Source organism: Curtobacterium sp. JUb34, from assembly GCF_003755065.1.
GTDB lineage: Bacteria > Actinomycetota > Actinomycetes > Actinomycetales > Microbacteriaceae > Curtobacterium.
In genome coordinates this window covers 237968-258937 of sequence record NZ_RJVH01000001.1, presented here as the reverse complement: position 1 = coordinate 258937, position 20970 = coordinate 237968, and the positions used below count along the sequence as shown (strand labels likewise).

Annotated in this window: 17 protein-coding genes; all 17 read left to right on the top strand. The window is 71.7% G+C overall.

Going from position 1 to position 20970, the window contains the following annotated elements; translation table 11 throughout:
* Nucleotides 1–27: 27 nt before the first annotated feature.
* The 17 genes from EDF63_RS01195 to EDF63_RS01115 all read left to right on the top strand — a co-directional run bounded on the left by EDF63_RS01195 (nucleotide 28) and on the right by EDF63_RS01115 (nucleotide 20812).
* A complete protein-coding gene (locus tag EDF63_RS01195) occupies nucleotides 28–2775 on the top strand; it encodes a glycoside hydrolase family 2 protein (RefSeq protein ID WP_123310479.1) in 2748 nt (915 codons plus the stop codon).
* A gap of 169 nt (nucleotides 2776–2944) precedes the next feature.
* On the top strand, nucleotides 2945–3235 hold the full coding sequence (gene tatA, locus EDF63_RS01190; RefSeq protein ID WP_395871152.1) for a twin-arginine translocase TatA/TatE family subunit: 291 nt from the start codon (nucleotides 2945–2947) through the stop codon (nucleotides 3233–3235).
* A gap of 167 nt (nucleotides 3236–3402) precedes the next feature.
* A complete protein-coding gene (locus EDF63_RS01185) occupies nucleotides 3403–4803 on the top strand; it encodes an MFS transporter (RefSeq protein ID WP_123310477.1) in 1401 nt (466 codons plus the stop codon).
* Nucleotides 4804–4856: 53 nt separating this feature from the next.
* Complete coding sequence (locus EDF63_RS01180) at nucleotides 4857–7025, top strand: ATP-dependent Clp protease ATP-binding subunit (protein ID WP_123310475.1); 2169 nt, start codon at nucleotides 4857–4859, stop codon at nucleotides 7023–7025.
* Between the two features lie 75 nt (nucleotides 7026–7100).
* Nucleotides 7101–7655 carry a DUF2231 domain-containing protein gene (locus EDF63_RS01175; RefSeq protein WP_123310473.1) on the top strand — a complete coding sequence of 185 codons (555 nt, stop codon included), beginning with the start codon at nucleotides 7101–7103 and terminating at the stop codon, nucleotides 7653–7655.
* Between the two features lie 42 nt (nucleotides 7656–7697).
* Nucleotides 7698–8351, top strand: a complete 654-nt coding sequence (locus tag EDF63_RS01170) for a response regulator transcription factor (protein WP_123310471.1) — start codon at nucleotides 7698–7700, stop codon at nucleotides 8349–8351.
* On the top strand, nucleotides 8348–9511 hold the full coding sequence (locus tag EDF63_RS01165; protein WP_123310469.1) for a HAMP domain-containing sensor histidine kinase: 1164 nt from the start codon (nucleotides 8348–8350) through the stop codon (nucleotides 9509–9511). The genes EDF63_RS01170 and EDF63_RS01165 overlap by 4 nt, the downstream gene beginning before the upstream one ends.
* A 47-nt stretch (nucleotides 9512–9558) precedes the next feature.
* Entirely contained in the window at nucleotides 9559–10098 is a 540-nt protein-coding gene (locus tag EDF63_RS01160; RefSeq protein ID WP_123310467.1) for a hypothetical protein, read from the top strand.
* Nucleotides 10095–11186 (top strand): peptidoglycan-binding protein, encoded by a 1092-nt coding sequence (locus tag EDF63_RS01155; RefSeq protein WP_123310465.1) that lies wholly within the window; start codon nucleotides 10095–10097, stop codon nucleotides 11184–11186. The genes EDF63_RS01160 and EDF63_RS01155 overlap by 4 nt, the downstream gene beginning before the upstream one ends.
* Nucleotides 11183–11887 (top strand): ABC transporter ATP-binding protein, encoded by a 705-nt coding sequence (locus EDF63_RS01150; RefSeq protein ID WP_123310463.1) that lies wholly within the window; start codon nucleotides 11183–11185, stop codon nucleotides 11885–11887. Before EDF63_RS01155 ends, EDF63_RS01150 begins: the two co-directional genes overlap by 4 nt.
* Complete coding sequence (locus EDF63_RS01145; RefSeq protein WP_123310461.1) at nucleotides 11884–13071, top strand: ABC transporter permease; 1188 nt, start codon at nucleotides 11884–11886, stop codon at nucleotides 13069–13071. The genes EDF63_RS01150 and EDF63_RS01145 overlap by 4 nt, the downstream gene beginning before the upstream one ends.
* Nucleotides 13072–13355: 284 nt before the next feature.
* Nucleotides 13356–14681 (top strand): sugar ABC transporter substrate-binding protein, encoded by a 1326-nt coding sequence (locus EDF63_RS01140; protein WP_123310459.1) that lies wholly within the window; start codon nucleotides 13356–13358, stop codon nucleotides 14679–14681.
* A gap of 3 nt (nucleotides 14682–14684) precedes the next feature.
* Complete coding sequence (locus EDF63_RS01135) at nucleotides 14685–15713, top strand: carbohydrate ABC transporter permease (protein WP_123310457.1); 1029 nt, start codon at nucleotides 14685–14687, stop codon at nucleotides 15711–15713.
* Nucleotides 15710–16621 (top strand): carbohydrate ABC transporter permease, encoded by a 912-nt coding sequence (locus EDF63_RS01130; protein WP_260232916.1) that lies wholly within the window; start codon nucleotides 15710–15712, stop codon nucleotides 16619–16621. The genes EDF63_RS01135 and EDF63_RS01130 overlap by 4 nt, the downstream gene beginning before the upstream one ends.
* 250 nt (nucleotides 16622–16871) lie before the next feature.
* A complete protein-coding gene (locus EDF63_RS01125; RefSeq protein WP_123310455.1) occupies nucleotides 16872–17660 on the top strand; it encodes a DeoR/GlpR family DNA-binding transcription regulator in 789 nt (262 codons plus the stop codon).
* A complete protein-coding gene (locus EDF63_RS01120) occupies nucleotides 17657–18652 on the top strand; it encodes a 1-phosphofructokinase family hexose kinase (protein WP_123310453.1) in 996 nt (331 codons plus the stop codon). Before EDF63_RS01125 ends, EDF63_RS01120 begins: the two co-directional genes overlap by 4 nt.
* A 93-nt stretch (nucleotides 18653–18745) precedes the next feature.
* A complete protein-coding gene (locus tag EDF63_RS01115; RefSeq protein ID WP_123310451.1) occupies nucleotides 18746–20812 on the top strand; it encodes a fructose-specific PTS transporter subunit EIIC in 2067 nt (688 codons plus the stop codon).
* Nucleotides 20813–20970: the final 158 nt, after the last annotated feature.

Below are 20970 nucleotides of genomic sequence, written 5' to 3'. Positions count from 1 at the left end.
CCCCGTCCGCCGAAGAGAAGGACCCGCATGACCCTCGACCGCGAGGAACTCCGCGACGGCTGGACCGTGACGATGGCCGGAGGAACCGGTGCGCCGGACGGCGTCGCGGGCCGCACCATCCCGGCGACGGTGCCGGGCCAGGTGCACACCGACCTGGAACGGGAGGGCCTGCTGCCGGACCCGACCTTCGACCGGAACGAGCAGGCCGCCAAGTGGGTCGGCCGGGCCGACTGGTCCTACCGCACCTCGGTCGACGTCGACCCCCGCGGCCACGAACGCGTGGACCTCGTCTGCGACGGCCTGGACACCGTCTCCGAGCTCAGCCTGGACGGCGTCGTCGTGGGCACGACGCGGAACATGCACCGGCGCTACCGCTTCGACGCGCGCGTGCAGTCCGGGTCCGGGGCGACGACGAAGGACCTCGAGATCCTGTTCGAGTCGCCGTACCGCGAGGCCGGCCGGGTCGCCGCGAAGGCCGGCAGCATGCCGGGACCGTACGACGAGCCGTTCCCGTACATCCGCAAGACGGCCTCGAACTTCGGCTGGGACTGGGGCCTCACCGCCGTCACGAGCGGTCCTTGGCGACCGGTCGCGATCGAGCGGTGGTCCACCGCGCGGCTGCGCGAGGTCCGACCGCTCGTCGACGTCGAGGCCGGCGAAGGGGTGCTCGACGCACACATCACGGTCGAGCGCTCGGGCCTGAACGACCTGGACCAGGACGGCGAGGACGACGACCTGGTGCTCGTCGTGACCGTCAGCGGTCTCAAGGAGGACGGCACGCCCACGCGGCAGCGGTCGCGGGCGCAGCTGACGCCGAAGGACGACGAGACCGTCGTCACGGTGCGTGTGCCCGAGGCGCTGCGCTGGTGGCCCCGCGGCTACGGTGCGCAGGCGCAGTACGACGTGGTCGTGGAACTGCAGACGGTCGAGGGCGAGGTCCTGGACCGCGACACGTTCCGCACCGGCTTCCGGTCGACCCGGATCGACACGCAGGTCGACGACATGGGTCGGCCGTTCGGCATCCACGTCAACGGGACCCTGATCGACGTGCGTGGGGTGAACTGGATCCCGGACGACGTGATCGTCTCGCGCGTCGACCGCGCGCGCCTGCAGTCCCGTCTGACCGCGGCGGCGTCCCTCGGCACGAACCTCGTGCGCGTGTGGGGCGGCGGCGTGTACGAGTCGCGCGACTTCTACGAGGTCTGCGACGAACTCGGACTGCTCGTCTGGCAGGACTTCCCGTTCGCGTGCTCCGCCTACCCCGAGGTCGAGCCGATCCGCAGCGAGGTCATCGCCGAGGCGCGGGACAACGTCGCCCGGCTCGCGCGGCACCCCTCGCTGGTGCTGTGGAACGGCAACAACGAGAACATCTGGCTGCACGACGTGGACGGCTGGGCGGACTCCCTCGGCGACCGCGGCTGGGGCCTCGACTACTACCTCGACCTGCTGCCGACGATCGTCGACGCGGTCGACCCGTCGCGCTTCTACACGGTGGCGTCGCCGTGGTCGGGCTCCGAGTCGCTGCCCGCGAACGACGTCGACAACGAGACGCACCACTCGTGGGACGTCTGGAACCGCCTGCCCGACACCGCCTACCGCGGGTCGGTTCCCCGGTTCGTCTCCGAGTTCGGCTGGCAGGCGCCGCCCGCGTGGCGGACGCTGCGGGACGGTGTCGCGGACGAGGTGCTGCGCGTCGACGCACCCGGGATCGTGCACCACCAGAAAGCCGCGGACGGTATGGGCAAGCTGGCCCGCGGCCTCGAGCCGCGGTTCGGCACGGTCGACCCGGCCGCCTTCGACCGGTGGCACTACCTGACGCAGCTGCAGCAGGCGCGGGCCATCGCGACGGGCATCGAGCACTGGCGCACGCACTGGCCGCGGAACACCGGTGTGGTGATGTGGCAGCTCAACGACCTGTGGCCGGTGTCGTCGTGGTCGGCGATCGACTCGGCGGGGCGGCTGAAGCCGCTCGCGCACGAGCTACGCCGGCTGTACGACGACGTCCTGCTGACGATCCGCCCGGTGTCGCGGGTGGCGGTCGCGCCGTCCGCCGTGTCCGGACCGGCTGCGTCGCCGGCGTCGTCGCCCGCTTCTCCGGTCTCCGGGGCGGTCGCGCCCGCCTCGCCGGTCGCGTCCGGTGCGGAGCGGACGGGAGGCCCGGATCACCCGGGTGGGTCGATGGGCGTCAGCGAGACGGCTGATCCGGGCGACGCGGCGGACACCCTGTCCCTCGGCGTCTCGCCCGGCGCGTTCGGGTCCTCGCCCGTCGAGGTCGCCGTCCGGTCCACGCGGGGCGGCCACGACAGCGTGGTCCGGGTGCGACGGGTCACCACCGCCGGCACGATCCTGGCCGAGGTGTCACTCCCCGTCCGCCTGTCGTCCGCCGGGGTCGCCGTCGTCGCCCTGCCCGAGTCGGTGGGCGTGGTCGACGACCCCGCGAACGAGCTCATCGTGGCGGACATGGACTGGCGCCGAGCGGTCTGGACGCCCGGTCCCGACGTCGACGTGCGGTGGGAGCCGGCGCGGTACCGCACTGCGTTCACGCCCGTCGACGGCGGGCTCGACCTGACCGTCGAGGCCGAGTCGCTCGTGCGGGACCTGCTCGTCCAGCCGGACCGGGTGCGCGCCACCGGAGCGGTCGACGGCGGGTTCATGACCCTGCTGCCCGGGGAGCGGGTGACCTTCCGGATCACCGGTGTGACGGAGGCCGACATCCCGGCGCTCCGTGCGGAACCCGTCCTGTGGAGCCTCGACCGGGTACTCGCGTCCCACTGACGGCGATCCGCTGCGCACCGGCGGTCCGCTTCCCTGTGCGAACGGTGTCCGTTCCGGTGCCCGGCCTGGGCATCAGGGAGCGGGGGAGTTACGATGGGGAGCACACGGACTTCCGCCGCGTGGGTCGAAGAAGACCTCCGGACGGCGACCAGTTCCAGATCAAGGAGTCATGATGCTCGGAAACCTCGGCGGCGTACACCTGCTGATCATCCTCGGGATCGTCATCCTGCTGTTCGGCGCGACGAAGCTCCCGGCGCTCGCCAAGGGCCTCGGGCAGTCGATCAACATCTTCAAGAAGGAGATGACCGACGACGAGAAGAAGGCGCAGGCGGGCGACACCACGGTGCAGAACACCGCGGCGACGAGCACCACCGTGCCGACCGCTCCCGCCGAGCCCGCTGCCGGTCCGGTCCTGAACCCCGGCCCGAGCGCGCAGCCGAACACCGACTCCCGGCGCTGACGCCCCGGCGTCCACGACGCCCGAAGCTCAGGACACCCAGCCCCGTCCTGTCGGCAGCCCCCGCGACCACTCCGGTCGCGGGGGCTTCGTCGTGCACGGAACTCGTCGTCGACGGGTGGTCCTGACGGGGACTGCCCGGCCCGCGTCGGCGGGAGCAGGATGAGCACATGACCACTGCCGCACCTCGCGCGACCGCGCCGCTCCGGGACGACCGGCGCACCGTGCTGGTGGTGGCGATCCTGTCGTCGTTCGTCGTCGGGTTGGACTCCAGCGTGGTGAACGTGGCGCTCCCCGCGATCCGGCAGGAGCTCGGCGGCGGGCTCGTCGTGCAGCAGTGGACGGTCGACGCGTACCTGGTGACGCTCGGTTCGCTCATCCTCGTCGCCGGGTCGTTGTCGGACGTGTTCGGCCGGGTCCGGATCATCACGTGGGGGCTCATCGTGTTCGGGATCGCCTCGGTCGCGTGCGCCATCGCCCCGACGGGGGAGTTCCTGATCGTCTCGCGGGCGGTCCAGGGCGTCGGCGGAGCCCTGGTGACCCCGAGTGCGCTCGCGCTCATCGTGGCGGCGTTCCGCGGGGCCGCGCAGTCGAAGGCGATCGGCACGTGGACCGCGTGGTCGAGCGCCGCGACGATCCTCGGGCCCGTGGTGGGCGGTCTGGTGGTCGACAGCATCGGCTGGCGGTGGATCTTCGTGCTCACCGCCGTCCCGATCGCGGTGACGATCCCGCTCGTGTTGCGGATCACCGGTGACGTGCACCCTGCGGTCCGACCGCGCATCGACGTGGTGGGCGCCGTGCTCGCGGTCGTCGGGGTCGGTGGCGCGGTGCTCGGGCTCATCGAGCAGGAGCGGCTCGGGTGGGGCGCGCCCGTCGTGGTCACGGCGCTGGTGCTCGGTGCCCTGGCGCTCGGGGCCTTCGTACCGTGGGAACTCCACGTGACCCGGACGACCGGTTCGCCGCTGGTGCCGCTCGCGCTGTTCCGTGCCCGCAACTTCGCGGTGGGCAACCTCGCCACCCTGTCGATCTACGGCGCCCTGAGCATGGTCTTCTTCGTGGTCACGCTGTTCCTGCAGGAGGTCTGGGGGTTCCCGGCCTGGCTCGCCGGCCTGGCGACGCTGCCGCCGACGGTGGTCCTGCTGCTGGTGTCCTCGGCGGTGGGCGGGCTGGCGGGGCGGTTCGGGCCGCGCTGGTTCATGGCCGCGGGGCCGGCGGTGGCCGCGGTCGGTGCGCTCCTGATGCTGCTGGTCGGTGCACGGCCGGACGGCTACTGGGTCGCCGTGTTCCCCGGGCTCGTGCTCATCGGCTTCGGGATCGCGCTCATGGTGACACCGCTGACCAGTGCCGTGCTCGGGTCGGTGCCGCAGTCCGAGGCCGGCGTCGGGTCGGCCGTGAACAACGCGATCGCGCGGATCGCCGGCCTGGTGATGGTGGCGCTCGCCGGTGTGGTGCTCGGCGGGGAGATGAGCGTCGCCGGCCTGCACCGGGCGGTCGTCGTGATGGCGGTGCTGCTCATCGCCGGCGCGGTCGTCAGCGCCGTCGGGATCCGGAATGTCCCCGCGCCGGCGTAAGTTGAGCGGAGTAGACTCAAGTACAACACCACCGCAACGAAAGGACGGAACGCATGGCGAACCTCCAGGGTGCTCCTGACTCGCAAGAGCGACAGAAGACCGCCCTCGAGCAGTACGGCGTCGACCTGACGGCGATCGCTCGCAGCGGCAAGCTCGACCCGGTGATCGGACGCGACTCCGAGATCCGACGCGTCAGCCAGGTGCTCACCCGCCGCACCAAGAACAACCCCGTGCTCATCGGCGAGCCCGGCGTCGGCAAGACCGCCGTCGTCGAGGGGCTCGCCCAGCGCATCGTCGCCGGCGACGTCGCCGACTCGCTCAAGGACAAGCGGCTCGTCTCGCTCGACATCTCCTCGCTCATCGCCGGCGCGAAGTACCGCGGCGAGTTCGAGGAGCGCCTCAAGGCCGTGCTCAAGGAGATCAACGACTCCGACGGCCAGGTCATCACGTTCATCGATGAGCTGCACACGCTGATGGGGGCCGGTGGCGGCGAGGGGTCCGTCGCGGCCTCGAACATGCTCAAGCCGATGCTCGCGCGCGGCGAGCTGCGGCTCATCGGGGCGACGACGCTCGACGAGTACCGCGAGTACATCGAGAAGGACGCCGCCCTCGAGCGCCGCTTCCAGCAGGTCTACGTCGGCGAGCCCAGTGTCGAGGACGCCGTGGCGATCCTCCGCGGCCTCAAGGAGCGCTACGAGGCGCACCACAAGGTCACGATCAACGACTCCGCGCTCGTCGCCGCGGCCAGCCTGTCGAACCGGTACATCTCCGGCCGGCAGCTGCCCGACAAGGCGATCGACCTGATCGACGAAGCCGCCAGTCGGCTCCGCATGGAGATCGACTCCAGCCCGGTCGAGATCGACGAGCTGAAGCGGAACGTCGACCGGCTGCGCGTCGAGGAGTTCGCGCTCAAGCAGGAGAAGGACGACGCCTCGAAGGCGCGGCTCGAGACCCTGCGGAACGAACTGCACACGCGCGAGGAACGACTGGGTGAGCTCGAGCAGCGCTGGCAGGCCGAGCGTGCCAGCCTGAACCGGATCGGCGAGCTGAAGCAGCAGCTCGACGACCTCAACATGCGCAGCCAGCGTGCCCAGCGCGAAGCCGACTACGCAACGGTGTCGCGCCTGGAGTACGCCGAGAAGCCCCGGATCGAAGCGGAGCTCGCCGCCGCCGAGCAGGCCGAGTCCGCCGACCGCATGGTGAACGACAGCGTCACCGACGAGGACATCGCCGCCGTGATCGCCCAGTGGACGGGCATCCCGCTCGGCCGGCTGCTGCAGGGCGAGACGGAGAAGCTCCTGCACCTGGAGAACGAGCTCGGCCGCCGGATCATCGGGCAGCGCACCGCCGTGAACACCGTGTCCGAAGCCGTCCGCCGCACCCGCGCCGGCATCTCCGACCCGGACCGTCCGACCGGATCGTTCCTGTTCCTCGGGCCGACCGGCGTCGGCAAGACCGAGCTGGCGAAGGCGCTCGCGGAGTTCCTGTTCGACGACGAGAAGGCCCTCGTCCGCATCGACATGAGCGAGTACGGCGAGAAGCACTCGGTCTCGCGGCTCATCGGTGCCCCGCCCGGGTACGTCGGCTACGAGTCCGGCGGCCAACTCACCGAGGCCGTCCGGCGTCGCCCGTACTCGGTGATCCTGCTCGACGAGATCGAGAAGGCCCACCCCGAGGTCTTCGACGTGCTGCTCCAGGTGCTCGACGACGGTCGGCTCACCGACGGGCAGGGGCGCACGGTCGACTTCCGGAACACGATCCTCGTGCTCACGTCGAACCTCGGCTCGCAGTTCATGACCGACCTGACGCTCACGGACGACCAGCGCGAAGCGGCCGTGCGCGAGCTCGTGCAGCAGGCGTTCCGGCCGGAGTTCATCAACCGCCTCGACGACATCGTGGTGTTCCAGGCCCTGACGGCCGACGACCTCGGCCAGATCGTGTCGCTCTACGTCGATCGGCTCGCCCGCCGGCTGACCGATCGCCGGCTCGAGCTGGCGGTCACACCGGAGGCGCGCGGGTGGCTGGCGGAGCGCGGGTACGACCCGCTCTACGGCGCCAGGCCGCTCCGTCGCCTCATGCAGCGGCAGATCGACGACAAGCTGGCACGGGCGATCCTGTCCGGTGACGTCCGCGACGGCGACACCGTGCGGGTGGACGTCGCCGCGGACGGCGACGGCCTGACCGTCGAGCCCTTCGAACTGGCGGAGATCGTCGAGGAGTAGGCCACAAAGACCGACGGGAGGCCCGGTACCGGTTCCTGGGACCGGTGGCGGGCCTCCCGTAATAGCGTCCAGGGCATGCCTGAGATCAGCGCGTTCCGTCGCCTCACCGACACCGTCGAGCACGCGAGCGTGCTCGACAAGGCCGTCGACGTCGACCGAGCGGTGGTGAACGCGCTCGCGAAGCCGAAGGCGCTGCGGCAACTGCTGCACGGGGTGCCGTTCGGCCATCCGCTGCACCCGCTCATGGTGCAGGTGCCGCTCGGGGCGTGGATCTCCGCCGCGGTGCTCGACGTGTTCGGCGGGAAGGGCAACGCGAAGGCCGCCAAGACGCTGGTCGGCGTGGGACTCGTGTCCTCCGGCAGCGCGAGCGTCGCCGGCTACGTCGACTGGTCCGAGCTGGACCGCGAACAGCTGCGCACCGGGTGGGTGCACCAGGCCGTGAACTGGGTCGGCATCTCGCTGTACGGCCTGTCGTGGTGGCAGCGGAAGCACGGCAACCACGGCGCCGGCAAGCTCCTCGGCTTCGCGGCGCTCACGGTCGTCGGGGTCGGTGGGTACCTCGGCGGGCACCTGGCCTACCGGCAGCGCGCCGGTGTGAGCGACCACGGCGAGGTACCGTTCGACGCCTGATCCTCCCAGCCGATCCATGGGTACATCACGTGCAATATACGGATGCGCGTACTCGTGGTGGACGATGAAACGACCCTCGCCGACCTGATCGCCACGGGGCTCGCACGCCAGGACATGGCCGTCGACGTCGTGTACCGCGGTGACGACGCCGACGAACTGCTGTCCGTCAACGACTACGACGTCGTCGTGCTGGACCGTGACGTCCCCGGGCTCCACGGCGACGAGGTCGCCCGGAGGCTCGCGGCCCGCGGCAGCCTCACCCGGATCCTGATGCTCACCGCGGCGACCGCCCTCGCCGACCGCGTGCACGGACTCGAGCTCGGCGCCGACGACTACCTGGCGAAGCCGTTCGAGTACCCGGAGCTCGTCGCCCGCGTCCGCGCACTCGGCCGGCGGAGCGTCGCCCCGGTCGCGCCCGTCCTCGAACGCGCCGGACTCGTCGTCGACACGAACCGACGGATGGCGACACGCGGCGGCCGACCGCTCGACCTGACGTCGAAGGAGCTCGGCGTCCTCGAGGAACTCCTGCGCGCCGACGGCCGCATCGTCTCGACCGAGGAACTGCTCGAGAAGGTCTGGGACATGAACATCGACCCGTTCACCTCGGCCGTCCGGGTGACGATGTCGAAGCTCCGCAAGAAGCTCGGCGACCCGGACCCGATCCGGACGGTGCCCGGACGGGGCTACTCCCTGTGAGGCGGGTCCGGCGGACCTGGAGCATCCGTGCCCGCACCGCGGTGACGTTCGCGCTCGCAGCGATGGCGCTCGCAACCGGTGTCGTCGTGTTCTCGAACGTGATGTCCCTCGCCGGGGTCGGCGCCGGACTCGACACCACGTCGGCGCGGACCGCCAGGTCCGTGCAGGGGTTCGCGACCGCATCGCCGGCACCGCTGGAGCCGGGCGGCACCGGTGGGCGCGATCCGTCGGCGGTCACGGTGATCCAGCTCGTCGCCGTGCAGCAGTGGCAGTGGTCCGCCGTCGGCATCGCGGGTGCGGGGGTCCTGGCCGGAGGTGTCGGGTGGCTGGTCAGTCAGTGGATGCTCCGCCCGATCGACCGGATCACCGCGACGGCGAACCGGATCACGGCGTCGAACCTGCACGAGCGGATCGGACTCGGCGGCCCGGACGACGAGCTGCGGCGCCTGTCCCGCACCGTCGACGGCCTGCTCGACCGGCTCGAGACGGCGTTCGAGAGTCAACGCCGGTTCGTGGCGCAGGCGTCGCACGAACTCCGGACGCCGCTCGCCGTCCAACGGGCCGCGGTGCAGATCGGACTGCACGACGACGCCGACCGCGACGACGTGCGCGCCACCCGCGAGCAGCTCCTCGAGCAGAACCGCCGGACGGAGCACCTGGTCGAGTCCCTGCTCGTGCTCGCCGAGGCCGATCGCGGACTGGCGGGCACGACCAGCGCCGTCCGTCTCGACGAGGTGACCGACGAGGTCGTCGCAGGAGCGGCCCCGGACGCGACCGACGCCGGGGTGACCCTGACCCACGAGCGCCGCACCGGGCCTCCCGGCCTGGTCGTCGTCGGTGAGCCGACGCTGCTCCGCCAGCTGCTCGTGAACCTGGTCGGCAACGCCGTCGAGTACAACGAACCCGGTGGGTTCGTCCGCGTGACGACCACGAGCGACGGGTTCGTCGTCGAGAACTCCGGGCCGCCGGTGCCCCAGGACGAGGCCCTGCGCCTGGTGGAGCCGTTCCGCCGCTGCCCGTCGAGCCCGTCCGCCGGCCGGCACAGCGGCCTGGGACTGTCGATCGTCGCCTCGATCGTGCAGGCGCACGGCTGGCGGATGACGATCGATGCGCGCCCGACCGGCGGTCTCGCCGTGCGCGTCGACGTTTCGTCGGTGTAACCCGGCGGGTACGCGGCGCGAAACAGCCGATCGGGTGTGCTGGGACCATGAACGCAACGACCACGACCACCACCCGTCGGACCCGCTCCCTGTTCGCCGCCGCCGCGGCCCTGGTGCTGCTGCCGGGTCTGCTCGCCTCGTGCTCGGCGGCCGCTCCGGACTCCGGGTCCACGAAGTCCTCCGGGACCGCGGCGAAGGGCGCGACGCTCGCCGAGTGCATGCGCGGCAAGGGCTACGACATGCCGGACCCGTCCTCCGGGGGGACGACGCTCCAGCTGAGCGCACCCGACGGCGTCGACGAGGACCAGTACCAGGCCGACCTGCAGTCCTGCCTCGGCGACTCCGCCGCAGCCGGCGACGCCCAGATGGCCAAGCCGATGCCGGGTTCGGCGGACCGGCAGCGGAAGGCCGCCGAGTGCATCCGCGATCGCGGCTTCGAGGACTACCCCGACGACGAGGAAGCGAAGGCGGGCTACCAGCCCGACGACCAGGCCGCGTTCGACGAGGTGGCTCGCGCCTGCTCCGACGAGGCCTTCGCCGGGCTCGGCGGGGACGACGCCGAGGTCGGCGACGGAGCCACGTCGTGAGGCGACCGATCGGACGCCGCACGACGATCACGGCGGTGTGCCTCGCGGCCGGTCTCGCCGTCGGGACCGGCACCTGGGCCGTCCTGGGGCTGCAGGCCGAGGAGCCGGCCGCCGCGTCGGCCAGCGAGCAGCCGGACCGCGCCACGGCGATCGTGACGAAGGGGGACCTGACCGACTCGAAGGTGTTCGCCGGAACGCTGGGCTACGGGTCCGCGACCGGTGTGCCGGCGGCCGCGGGCGGCACCATCACCTGGCTGCCGGAGCCGGGCGACGTCGTCCACCGCGACGAGTACCTGTACGCCGTCGACGAGCGCGGCGTGCGCTCGATGTACGGCACGGTGCCGCTGTGGCGCGACCTGTCGCGGGGGCGCACGGGCACCGACGTGCGGCAGCTCAACGAGAACCTGGCCGCGCTCGGGTACGACGTGTCGGTCGACGACGTCTTCGGCCCGCGGACCGAGCGCGCGGTGCGGCAGTGGCAGCAGGACCGAGGGCACCGCGTGACCGGGGTGCTGACGGCGGACGACATCGCGTTCGTGGACGGGGCGGTGCGCGTCGCGTCGGTGGACGGCGAGCTCGGACAGCCCACCGGAGCCGAAGCGGGCGGAGCCGGGGACGGCGGGGTCGGAGCCGCTGGCGACGTCCTGCAGGTCACGAGCACCGAGCGCGTCGTCACGGCGACGGTCTCGCAGCGCGATGCCGAACGGCTGGCCGTCGGCACGGAGGTGGGCGTCCGGATCAACGGCGCCGGCGACCCGCTGCGTGGCGAGGTCGCGGACGTGCAGCCGAGCACGAGCGAGGACGGCGGCAACAAGGTCGACGTCTCCGTGTCGTTCGACCCGGGCGACCGGAAGCTGCCCGCCGCCGCCTCCGCACAGGTGGACGCGAAGGGCACCACCGAGCGGGGTGTCCTGTCCGTGCCGGTCGCGGCGCTCGCCGCGGGCTCGGGCGGGGAGTACGCCGTCGACGTGGTGCGTCGCGACGGGACGACGAAGCGGGTGGCGGTCGTGCCGGGGTTCACGGCGGACGGTCGCGTGGCCGTCACTGGCGACGTCGCGGAGGGGGACCGCGTGGTGGTGCCCGGATGAGCGCCGCAGCCACCGGGGCGGCCGCCGCGGTCCTGTCGCTCCGCGACGTGGTGAAGACCTACGGTGACGTCGGCGCGCTCCGCGGCGTCTCGCTCGAGGTCGCCGCGGGGGAGCTCGTCGCCGTCGTCGGCCCGTCGGGATCGGGCAAGTCGACGATGCTGAACATCGTCGGGACGCTCGACCGGCCGACCTCGGGCACCGTGACGATCGCCGGCAACGACGTCGCCTCGATGTCCGACGACGCGCTCTCGCGACTCCGTGCCGACCACATCGGCTTCGTGTTCCAGCACTTCCACCTGCAGGCCGGAGCGACGGCCGCCGAGAACGTCGCCGACGGCGTGCTCTACGCCGGCGTCCCCCGGCGGGAGCGCCACCGGCGGGCCGTCGAGGCGCTCGGACGCGTCGGCCTCGGGCACCGCGTCGACCACCGGCCGCACGAGCTGTCCGGTGGCGAGAAGCAGCGCGTCGCGATCGCGCGGGCGATCGTCGGCGAACCGACGATCCTGTTGGCGGACGAGCCGACCGGCGCGCTCGACACGGCGTCGGGCGCGGCGATCCTGACGGTGCTGCGGGAGCTGAACGCAGCCGGGACGACGATCCTCGTCATCACGCACGACCTCGAGCTCGCCGCGTCGCTGCCCCGGCGGATCCGGATGCGCGACGGCCTGGTCTCGCACGACGACCGGGCGGGCACGCGATGAGCGCCCGCGGAACCGTCGGCCCCGCGGACCTGCTCCGGCTCGGCGTGTTCGGCCTGCGCACCCGGCCGGGTCGCGTGGTCCTGTCCGCCCTCGGGATCGCCATCGGCATCGCGGCGATGATCGCGGTCGTCGGGATCTCGTCGTCGAGCAAGGCGATGGTCGACCGGGTGCTCGACGCGCTCGGCACGAACGTCCTCACGGCAACGCCGGCGCAGGGCTTCGGTGAGCAGCAGCCGCTGCCGCCCACGGCACTCGACTCGGTGCTGCGCCAGGACGACGTGGAGTCCGCGGCCGCCGTCGGTTCGGTACCGGCCACCGGCGTCTACCGGAACGCCCTGATCCCCGCTCCGCAGACGAAGGGCATCGGGGTGCTCGCGGCGTGGGGCGACGTGCCGGGGGTCCTCGGCGCGGAGCTCGCGTCGGGCCGCTGGATCGACGACGGTCCGGGTGCTCCGCCGCAGGTGGTGCTCGGGGCCGACGCCGCCGCCGCGCTCGGCATCGACACGGTGCGCGCCGACACGCGTGTCTGGACGGGCGGGCAGTGGGTGCAGGTCGTGGGCATCCTGCAGCCCGTCCAGCTCGCGGAGGACCTCGACAACCAGGTGTTCGTCCCGCGGTCCCTCGCGGCGCAGCTCGGGTTCGACGGAGCGCCGACCGCGGTGTACACGCGGGTCGACCCGGCGCGGGTCGAGCAGGCTCGCGACGTCCTCGCCGGTGCGGTCCGCCCCGGAGCGCCGCAGGACGTCGGCGTGACCCGGCCGTCCGACGCGCTCGCCGCGAAGAACGCCACCGACGACTCGTTCACCGGGTTGCTCGTCGGCATCGGCGGTGTGGCCCTGCTCGTCGGCGGCATCGGCGTCGCGAACACGATGGTGATCACGGTGCTGGAACGTCGTGCCGAGGTGGGCGTGCGTCGTGCTCTCGGTGCACGACGGCGGAACATCCGTGACCAGTTCCTGGTCGAGTCGCTGCTGCTGTCGTTCCTGGGCGGCGTCGCCGGTGTGGTGATCGGCGTCGGGGTCACGGTCGCCTTCGCCGTGGGGCAGGGGTGGCCGGTGGCGATCCCGCTCTGGGCCGTCGGTGGCGGGCTCGGCGCGACGGTCGTGATCGGTGGGGTGTCCGGGTTGTACCCGGCGGCGCGCGCAGCGCGCATCCCACCGACGTCCGCCCTGGCGGCCGTCTGACGGGCGTGGTGGTGATCCGGGAGGCCCGGCGCCGGTCTGCGAGACCGGCACCGGGCCTCCCGGTCGTCCGGTCCACCCCGTCGACGCGCGACGCAGATGATGGCTGGTCATGACCAGTCGTGTCAAGCGTTGGCGACGATCTGTTCGCCATCCGTGATCCCCCGGAAACACGCGGATCGAACCTTCCCACAGGGACCGATCCAACGGTTGACAAGGGCTCCCGGAAGGTCTTCTATTGCGAATACGCAACGTCCTTTCATAAAGGTCGGACCAAGGGAGTCAACGTGACACGCACGCGTTTCGCCGCACTCGGTGCGCTCGGCCTGGCGGCCGCGCTCGCCCTCACCGGGTGCTCCGCCGGAAGCAACGGAGCTTCCGACGGTGGCACGAAGTCCATCGGCACACCCGATGGCAAGGGCAAGACCATCACCGTCTGGATGATGAACGGCGACCTCAGCGACAAGGTCCTCGACGCCGCCCAGGAGCAGTTCACGAAGGACACCGGGGCGAAGGTGAAGATCCAGACCCAGCAGTGGGACGGGATCACCACGAAGCTCACCACGGCACTCGCCCAGGACGACGCCCCGGACGTCGTCGACCTCGGCAACACGCAGGTGCCGGTCTACGCGGCGGCCGGTGGTCTCATGGACCTCACGCCGTACCGCGACGAACTCAAGGACGGCCAGACCTGGCTGACCGGGCTCGAGGGGCCGGCCACCGTCGACGACAAGCTCTACGGCGCACCGCTCTTCGCGGGCAACCGGGCCGTCGTCTACAACAAGAAGGTCTGGAAGGACGCCGGCGTCACCGACGTGCCGACCACCTACGAGGAGCTCACCGCCGACCTGGACAAGGTCAAGGCGGCCAACACGGCGAGCGACTTCTCCGCCTTCTACATGCCCGGCCAGTACTGGTACGGCGGGCTGCAGTGGGTCTGGGACGCCGGCGGCGAGATCGCCTCCGACGAGGACGGCAAGTGGACCGGGACGCTCGACTCCGACGACGCCGTGAAGGGCCTGACGGCGTGGAAGACGTTCCAGAACGACTACTCCGCGAAGTCGACGCAGGACATCAACACCGACAAGCCCTCGCAGAGCGACGTCTTCGCGCAGGGCAACACCTCCGCGTTCCTCGGCTCGGCGTGGGAGATCGGCTCGATCACCACCGCGAAGCCCGCGCTCGCCGACCAGATCGGCACGTTCCCGATGCCGTCGCAGACGGCCGGCAAGACGCAGCCGGTGTTCCTCGGCGGGTCCGACCTCGGCATCCCGGCGAAGGCCGCGAACCAGGACCTCGCGCTGTACTACCTGAAGATCCTGACCTCGAAGGAGTTCCAGCAGGACCAGGTGTTCGGCGTCGACGGCTGGGAGCCGAACTCGACCGAGCTGCTCGACGCGGTGGCCGACGACGTCGACACCCTGCACAAGCCGTACTTCGCGGCAGCCGGCACGAGCCGTCCGACCCCGGCGACGCCGGGCTGGGCGACCATCGAGGGTGACGCGTCGTTCCAGTCGATGTTCGCGGACATCGCCACCGGGCGGAAGTCGCCGGAGCAGGCCGCCGAGGGCTTCTCGAAGCACCTCACGACCGCGCTGAACGCGCAGCCGTAGTCGATGACCTCCACTGCAGAGCAGGCGACCGGTTCGGAGCAGTCCGAGCCGGTCGCCGGCGGCGGGGGGATCGGGGGCGTCGGCGGTACTGGGTCGGGGCGGCCGGTTCGTCCCGGCCGCGGGGCGCGTCGTCGGTCGGCGGTGGCGTCGCGGGCACCGCTCGTCCTGCTCGCCCCAGCGGCGATCCTGCTGCTCGCGCTCGTCGTCTACCCGCTCGTCCGACTCGTCGTCATCTCGTTCCAGGACTACGGGCTCCGGGCGATCTTCACCGGGGAGGCCGGGTTCGCCGGCGTCTCGAACTACACGAACGTCCTGACCGACGCGTCGTTCTGGCCGGTCATCCTGCGCACCGTCCTGGTCACCGGGGCGATGGTGCTCGGCACGATCGTCATCGGGATGGGCGTCGCACAACTGCTCACCCGGCTCGGCGTCGCGATGCGCACCGTCGTCAGCGTCGTGCTCGTGCTGGCCTGGGCGATGCCGAACGTGGCGTCGAGCCTGGTCTGGCAGTGGCTCTTCCAGCCGTTCTACGGCGTGCTCAACTGGCTCATCACGCAGCTGCGGGTGTTCGGCGACCACACGCAGGACAACTGGGCGTCGCACCCCGGGCAGGCGTACACGATCGTGCTCACGCTCGTGATCTGGCAGGCCGTGCCGTTCGTCGCCCTGACGCTGTACGCCGCGCAGTCGCAGATCGCGCCGGAGTACTACGAGGCCGGAGCGCTCGACGGCGCCTCGACGTGGACGATGTACCGCGCGATCACGCTGCCGGCACTCGCGCCGACCCTGCTGCTCGTGTCGATCCTGTCGGTGATCTGGGACTTCAACGTCTTCAACCAGATCTGGTTGCTCACCCGGGGCGGCCCGGAAGAGGCCACCCTGACGCTCGGCATCTGGACGTTCGTGAAGTCGTTCGTCTCCAACGCCTACGGCCAGGGTGCCGCGATCGCCGTCATCTCGACCGTGATCCTCGGCGCGCTCACCAGCTACTACATCCGCCGGCTCGTCCGCAGCGGGGAGGAGGACCTGTGACCGTCTCGAACGCAGCACCCGGCGCGGGTGTCGCGCCCGCTGCCGCGCCCGCGCCCGGTTCCGCGCCCGCACCCGTGCGGGCACGGAAGCGGAAGCGGCGCGTGGTCGCCAACACCATCGCGGTCGTGTTCTGCCTGGTGTGGGTGTTCCCGATCTACTGGATGGTGAACACCGCCTTCAAGCCGGCGGACGAGGTCACCACCATGACCCCGATCTGGGCGCCGCTGCACCCGACGCTCGACAACTTCACCCGGGCGCTCACACAAGAGGGCTTCCTGGTCTACCTGCGGAACTCGACCATCGTGGTGGTGGCCGCCGTCCTGCTGTCGATCGTGGTCGGGTTCCTGGCCTCGGCGGCGCTGTCGCGGTTCCGGTTCCGCGGGCGACGGGCGATCCTGGTCGGCATCCTGTTCGTGCAGATGATCCCGTCGGGCGCCCTGCTCATCCCGTTGTTCCTGTCGTTCCAGACGCTCGGGCTGCTCAACAGCTACGTGGGGCTGATCCTGGCGTACGTCGCGAGCGTGCTGCCGTTCTCGATCTGGGTGATGCGCGGGTTCTTCGTGGCCGTACCCGTCGAGATCGAAGAGGCCGCGAAGGTCGACGGCGCCGGCACCTTCCGGATCCTGTGGAGCGTGCTGTTCCCGCTCGTGATGCCCGGGGTCATCGCGACGAGCGTGTTCGCGTTCATCGCCGCGTGGAACGACTACCTGATCGCGTACGTGATGCTCAAGGACCAGGGGATGTACACGCTGCCCGTGTGGCTGGCCGGGTTCTCGACGAACAAGGGCACGGACTTCGGCGGGCTGATGGCGGCGAGCGTCCTGTTCTCGATCCCCGTGGTCGTCTTCTTCCTGATCGTCCAGCGTCGACTCGTCAGCGGCATGACCGCGGGGGCCGTGAAGGGCTGACCGTCGAACCTGAACGCCCCGTCGTGCACGAGCACGGCGGGGCGTTCGTGCGTGTGCCGCCCGCCGAGGTTCCACGACATGCCGCGTGCGTGACGCCGAGGTTCCACGGACGGGCTGTGGGCGGCGCGAGATGCCGAGATTTCGGAACCTCGGGGGAGGGGAGCGCCGGGCGGGGCGAGCGGGGTGGTTGTGTTTGTGTGGGTTTGTGGCTTATGGTTCCTGAAACCCACGGGAACGAAGGAGTTCGGGCATGTACGCAACCGAGCGGCACGACGCGATCGCAGCAGCGCTGCAGGACGCCGGCCGGGTCTCCGTCGCCGACCTGGCCGAGCACTTCGACGTCACCACCGAGACCGTCCGCCGCGACCTCGACGCCCTCGAGTCCGCCGGGGTCCTGCGCCGCGTGCACGGGGGAGCGGTGCCGATCGGTCGCTCGAGCGTCGTCGAACTCTCCGTCGCCGAGCGCGAGGGCCAGCACGGCTCCGCGAAGTCCGAGATCGCCCGCGCTGCGATGCGCCTGGTGCCGGCGACCTTCACGGGCTCGATCGCGATCGACGCCGGCACCACGTGCGCCGCCGTCGCCGCCGAACTCGCACGGTGGGAACCCGCCACCGTCGGCGCGACCCTCACGGTCATCACGAACTCCGTTCCGATCGCCGCGACCCTCCAGCACAGCGAGCACGTCGAGCTGCACCTGCTCGGCGGCCGGGTGCGCGGGGTCACCAGTGCCGCGGTCGGCACCGCCACCGTCGAGCAGATCGGCGCCCTGCGACCGGACATCGCCTTCGTCGGCACGAACGGTCTGTCCGCCGGGTTCGGGCTGAGCACGCCGGACGAGTACGAAGCCGCGGTCAAGGGCGCGTACGTCCTCGCGGCCCGCCGTGCCGTCGTGCTCGCCGACGCCGCGAAGCACGGGGTCGAGGCCCTCATGCGCTTCGCCCGGCTCGACGAGATCGACACGCTCGTCACCGACCAGGCGCCGCCGGCCGACCTCGCCGGTGCCCTGACCGACGCCGACGTCGAGGTGGTCGTCGCATGAACCGCCGCATCGTCACGGTCACCCCGAACCCGAGCCTCGACCGCACCATCGAGCTCTCCGGCGAACTGCAGCGCGGCGCCGTCCAACGCGCCACCCGCTCCACCGCGGAGCCCGGCGGCAAGGGCGTCAACGTGTCCCGGGTGGTCGTCGCGAGCGGCGGGGACACGATCGCCGTCCTGCCCGGCGACGACCTCGACCCGGTGCTGCTCGGCCTGGCCACCCGGGGCATCCCGACCGCCGCACTGCCGATCGGCGCGCCGCTCCGCTCGAACGTCACCGTGACCGAGCCGACCGGCACCACCACGAAGCTCAACGAGCCCGGTCCCTCGCTCGCCGGGCGCCTGGACGACCTCGCGGCCCTGGTCGCCGACACCGCAGCAGCGACCGTCACCGGCCCCACCGCCCGCTGGGTGGTCTTCGCCGGATCGCTCCCGCCAGGGCTCCCCGACGACGCGCTCGCCGTGCTCGTCCGTGCCGTCCGTGCGCGCCACGGTGACGACGTCCGGATCGCGGTCGACTCGTCCGGCGTCCCGTTCACCGCCCTACTGCAGTCCGGCGAGCGGATCGACCTGGTCAAGCCGAACGCCGAGGAGCTCGCCGAGGTCGTCGGTGGCGACCCGGACACCTACGAGCAGGACCTCGAGGCCGCCGTGGCCGCCGCGCAGCGCCTGCGTGACCGGAACGTCGACACCGTCCTGCTCACCCTCGGCAGCGCCGGCGCCGTCCTGGTCTCCGGCGAGGGGGCCTTCGCCGCCGCCGCGCCGCGGATCGTCGCCCGCTCCACGGTCGGCGCGGGGGACTCCTCGCTCGCCGGCTACCTGCTCGCCGAGGTGGCCGGCGCGTCACCCGAGCAGCGCCTCGCCCAGGCCGTCGCGACCGGAGCCGCCGCCGCAGCCCTGCCCGGCAGCGACGTGCCCGCCCTCGACCACACCGACCCGACGGCGATCTCGGTCCGGGTGCTCACGACGCACCCGGCACCCGAGCCCGCCTGACGCCCAGCCCGAACACCCCGCAGCCAGACCCCCCCCACTCCCCGAACACCCGCACGACCCGCGCGACCAGCGCCATTGCGAAGGAGCAAGCACATGTCCGCAGACTCGAGTCCGCGCCTCATCAGCGCCCAGCTCGTCGGCCTCGACGAGGACCTCGGTGCCACCTCGGCCGACGTCATCCGCGTCCTCGCCGACCGCGTCGCCGCGACCGGCCGTGCCGCCGACGGCGCTGTCCTGGCCGAGGACGCCATCAAGCGCGAGGCCAGCGTCGGCACCGGCGTGCCCGGTGGCATCGCGATCCCGCACGCCCGCTCGGCGTCGGTGTCCGAACCGACCCTGGCGTTCTCGCGTCTCGCCCGGAAGGTGTCGTTCGGCGCCCCCGACGGCGACGCCGACATCGTGTTCATGATCGCCGTGCCCGAAGGTGCCGACAAGGACCACCTGACGGTCCTGTCGACCCTGGCCCGTGCGCTCATCCGCGACGACTTCACCGCCGCCCTGCGCGCCGCAGCCACCCCGGACGAGATCGTCCAGCTCGTCGACCGCGAGGTGAGCGGCGAGGTGTCGGAAGCCGGCGTCGGGAAGGCGAGCAGTGCCTCCAGTCCGGCTCCCGCACCCGAGGCGGGCCGCAAGGTCTTCGTCGGCGTCACCGCGTGCCCGACCGGCATCGCGCACACCTACATGGCGGCCGACGCCCTCGTCGCCGCGGCGCAGCGCGCCGGCGCCGAGATGCACGTCGAGACCCAGGGCTCCTCCCAGGTCGAGCCCCTCGACCCCGCCCTGATCGCCCGCGCCGACGCCGTCGTGTTCGCGGTCGACGTGGACGTCCGCGACCGCGGTCGCTTCGCCGGCAAGCCGCTCGTCTCCGGCCCCGTCAAGCGCGGCGTCGACGAGCCCGACAAGATGATCGCCGAGGCCATCCGCGCCTCGGACGACCCGAACGCCGCACGCGTGCAGGGCGGAGCGACCGCCGAGGGCGAGTCCACCGCCAAGAACGAGCACTTCGGGCAGGCGCTCAAGCGCTGGCTGCTCACCGGCGTCAGCTACATGATCCCGTTCGTCGCGGGCGGCGGGCTGCTCATCGCGCTCGGCTTCCTGCTCGCCGGGTACGGCATCGCGCTGGACCACGGGGACGACGGCGTGAACAACGCCGTCTGGACGCTGCAGCACTCGACGCTGCTCGACCTCCCGTCGGGTGGCCTCCGGTACTACCTCGGTGCCGCCGCGTTCCAGATCGGCTCCGTGTCGCTCGGGTTCCTGGTCGCAGCACTCGCCGGGTACATCGCCTACGCCATGGCCGACCGGCCCGGCATCGCGCCCGGCTTCGTCGCCGGTTCCATCGCCGTCTTCATGAACGCCGGGTTCCTCGGTGGTCTGATCGGTGGCCTCATCGCCGGCGCCGCCGCGTACTGGATCGGGCGCATCCCGACCTGGCGCTGGCTGCGTGGCCTGATGCCCGTCGTGATCATCCCGCTCTTCGCCTCGATCATCGCCTCCGGCCTCATGCTGCTCGTGCTCGGCGGCCCGATCGCCTGGCTGATGACGCAGCTGACCGAGTTCCTCAACTCGCTGTCCGGCGCCTCGGCGATCCTGCTCGGCATCATCCTCGGCCTGATGATGGCCTTCGACCTCGGTGGCCCGGTCAACAAGGTCGCCTACGCGTTCGCCGTCGCCGGGCTCGGTGCCGGGACCGCCACCAACGTCGTGCCGTTCGAGATCATGGCCGCCGTGATGGCCGCCGGCATGGTGCCGCCGCTCGCCCTGGCACTCGCCTCGACCGTCCTCTACCGTCGCGGGTTCACGAAGCCCGAGCGTGAGAACGGCAAGGCCGCCTGGCTGCTCGGAGCGTCCTTCATCTCCGAGGGCGCGATCCCGTTCGCTGCCGCCGACCCGCTGCGCGTCATCCCGGCGTCGATGGTCGGGGCCGCTGTCACGGGTGCGATCTCGATGGCGGCCGGTGTGACCTCGCGGGCGCCGCACGGCGGGATCTTCGTGTTCTTCGCCATCGGGGACGTCGCGATGTTCATCGTCGCGATCCTGGCCGGCACGATCGTGTCCGCGCTGGTCCTGGTCGGGCTGAAGAAGTTCGTGCGCCGGGCCCCGGCGGCGGACGCCGCCGTGTCCGAGACGGCCGACGACCGCGTGGCCGTCGCCGTGTAGTCGACGTCACCACCTGTCGGACGGGAGGCCCGGTGCCAGCTGGCACCGGGCCTCCCGTCCGTCACGCGGTCGCGCCCACCCCGTGAGGTTCCGAGATCTCGGAACCTCACGGGCCTACGCGGGCCTCCGTGGAACCTCGACGGAAGTGAGCGGCGAGT

Excerpts from the sequence above, each read along its gene's own strand:
- EDF63_RS01125 (WP_123310455.1), top strand. The coding sequence starts at position 16,872 with ATGTACGCAACCGAGCGGCACGACGCGATCGCAGCAGCGCTGCAGGAC.
- EDF63_RS01160 (WP_123310467.1), top strand. The coding sequence starts at position 9,559 with ATGAACGCAACGACCACGACCACCACCCGTCGGACCCGCTCCCTGTTC.
- EDF63_RS01115 (WP_123310451.1), top strand. The coding sequence starts at position 18,746 with ATGTCCGCAGACTCGAGTCCGCGCCTCATCAGCGCCCAGCTCGTCGGC.
- EDF63_RS01180 (WP_123310475.1), top strand. The coding sequence starts at position 4,857 with ATGGCGAACCTCCAGGGTGCTCCTGACTCGCAAGAGCGACAGAAGACC.
- EDF63_RS01120 (WP_123310453.1), top strand. The coding sequence starts at position 17,657 with ATGAACCGCCGCATCGTCACGGTCACCCCGAACCCGAGCCTCGACCGC.
- EDF63_RS01150 (WP_123310463.1), top strand. The coding sequence starts at position 11,183 with ATGAGCGCCGCAGCCACCGGGGCGGCCGCCGCGGTCCTGTCGCTCCGC.
- EDF63_RS01175 (WP_123310473.1), top strand. The coding sequence starts at position 7,101 with ATGCCTGAGATCAGCGCGTTCCGTCGCCTCACCGACACCGTCGAGCAC.
- EDF63_RS01135 (WP_123310457.1), top strand. The coding sequence starts at position 14,685 with ATGACCTCCACTGCAGAGCAGGCGACCGGTTCGGAGCAGTCCGAGCCG.
- EDF63_RS01145 (WP_123310461.1), top strand. The coding sequence starts at position 11,884 with ATGAGCGCCCGCGGAACCGTCGGCCCCGCGGACCTGCTCCGGCTCGGC.
- EDF63_RS01185 (WP_123310477.1), top strand. The coding sequence starts at position 3,403 with ATGACCACTGCCGCACCTCGCGCGACCGCGCCGCTCCGGGACGACCGG.
- tatA (WP_395871152.1), top strand. The coding sequence starts at position 2,945 with ATGATGCTCGGAAACCTCGGCGGCGTACACCTGCTGATCATCCTCGGG.
- EDF63_RS01170 (WP_123310471.1), top strand. The coding sequence starts at position 7,698 with ATGCGCGTACTCGTGGTGGACGATGAAACGACCCTCGCCGACCTGATC.
- EDF63_RS01195 (WP_123310479.1), top strand. The coding sequence starts at position 28 with ATGACCCTCGACCGCGAGGAACTCCGCGACGGCTGGACCGTGACGATG.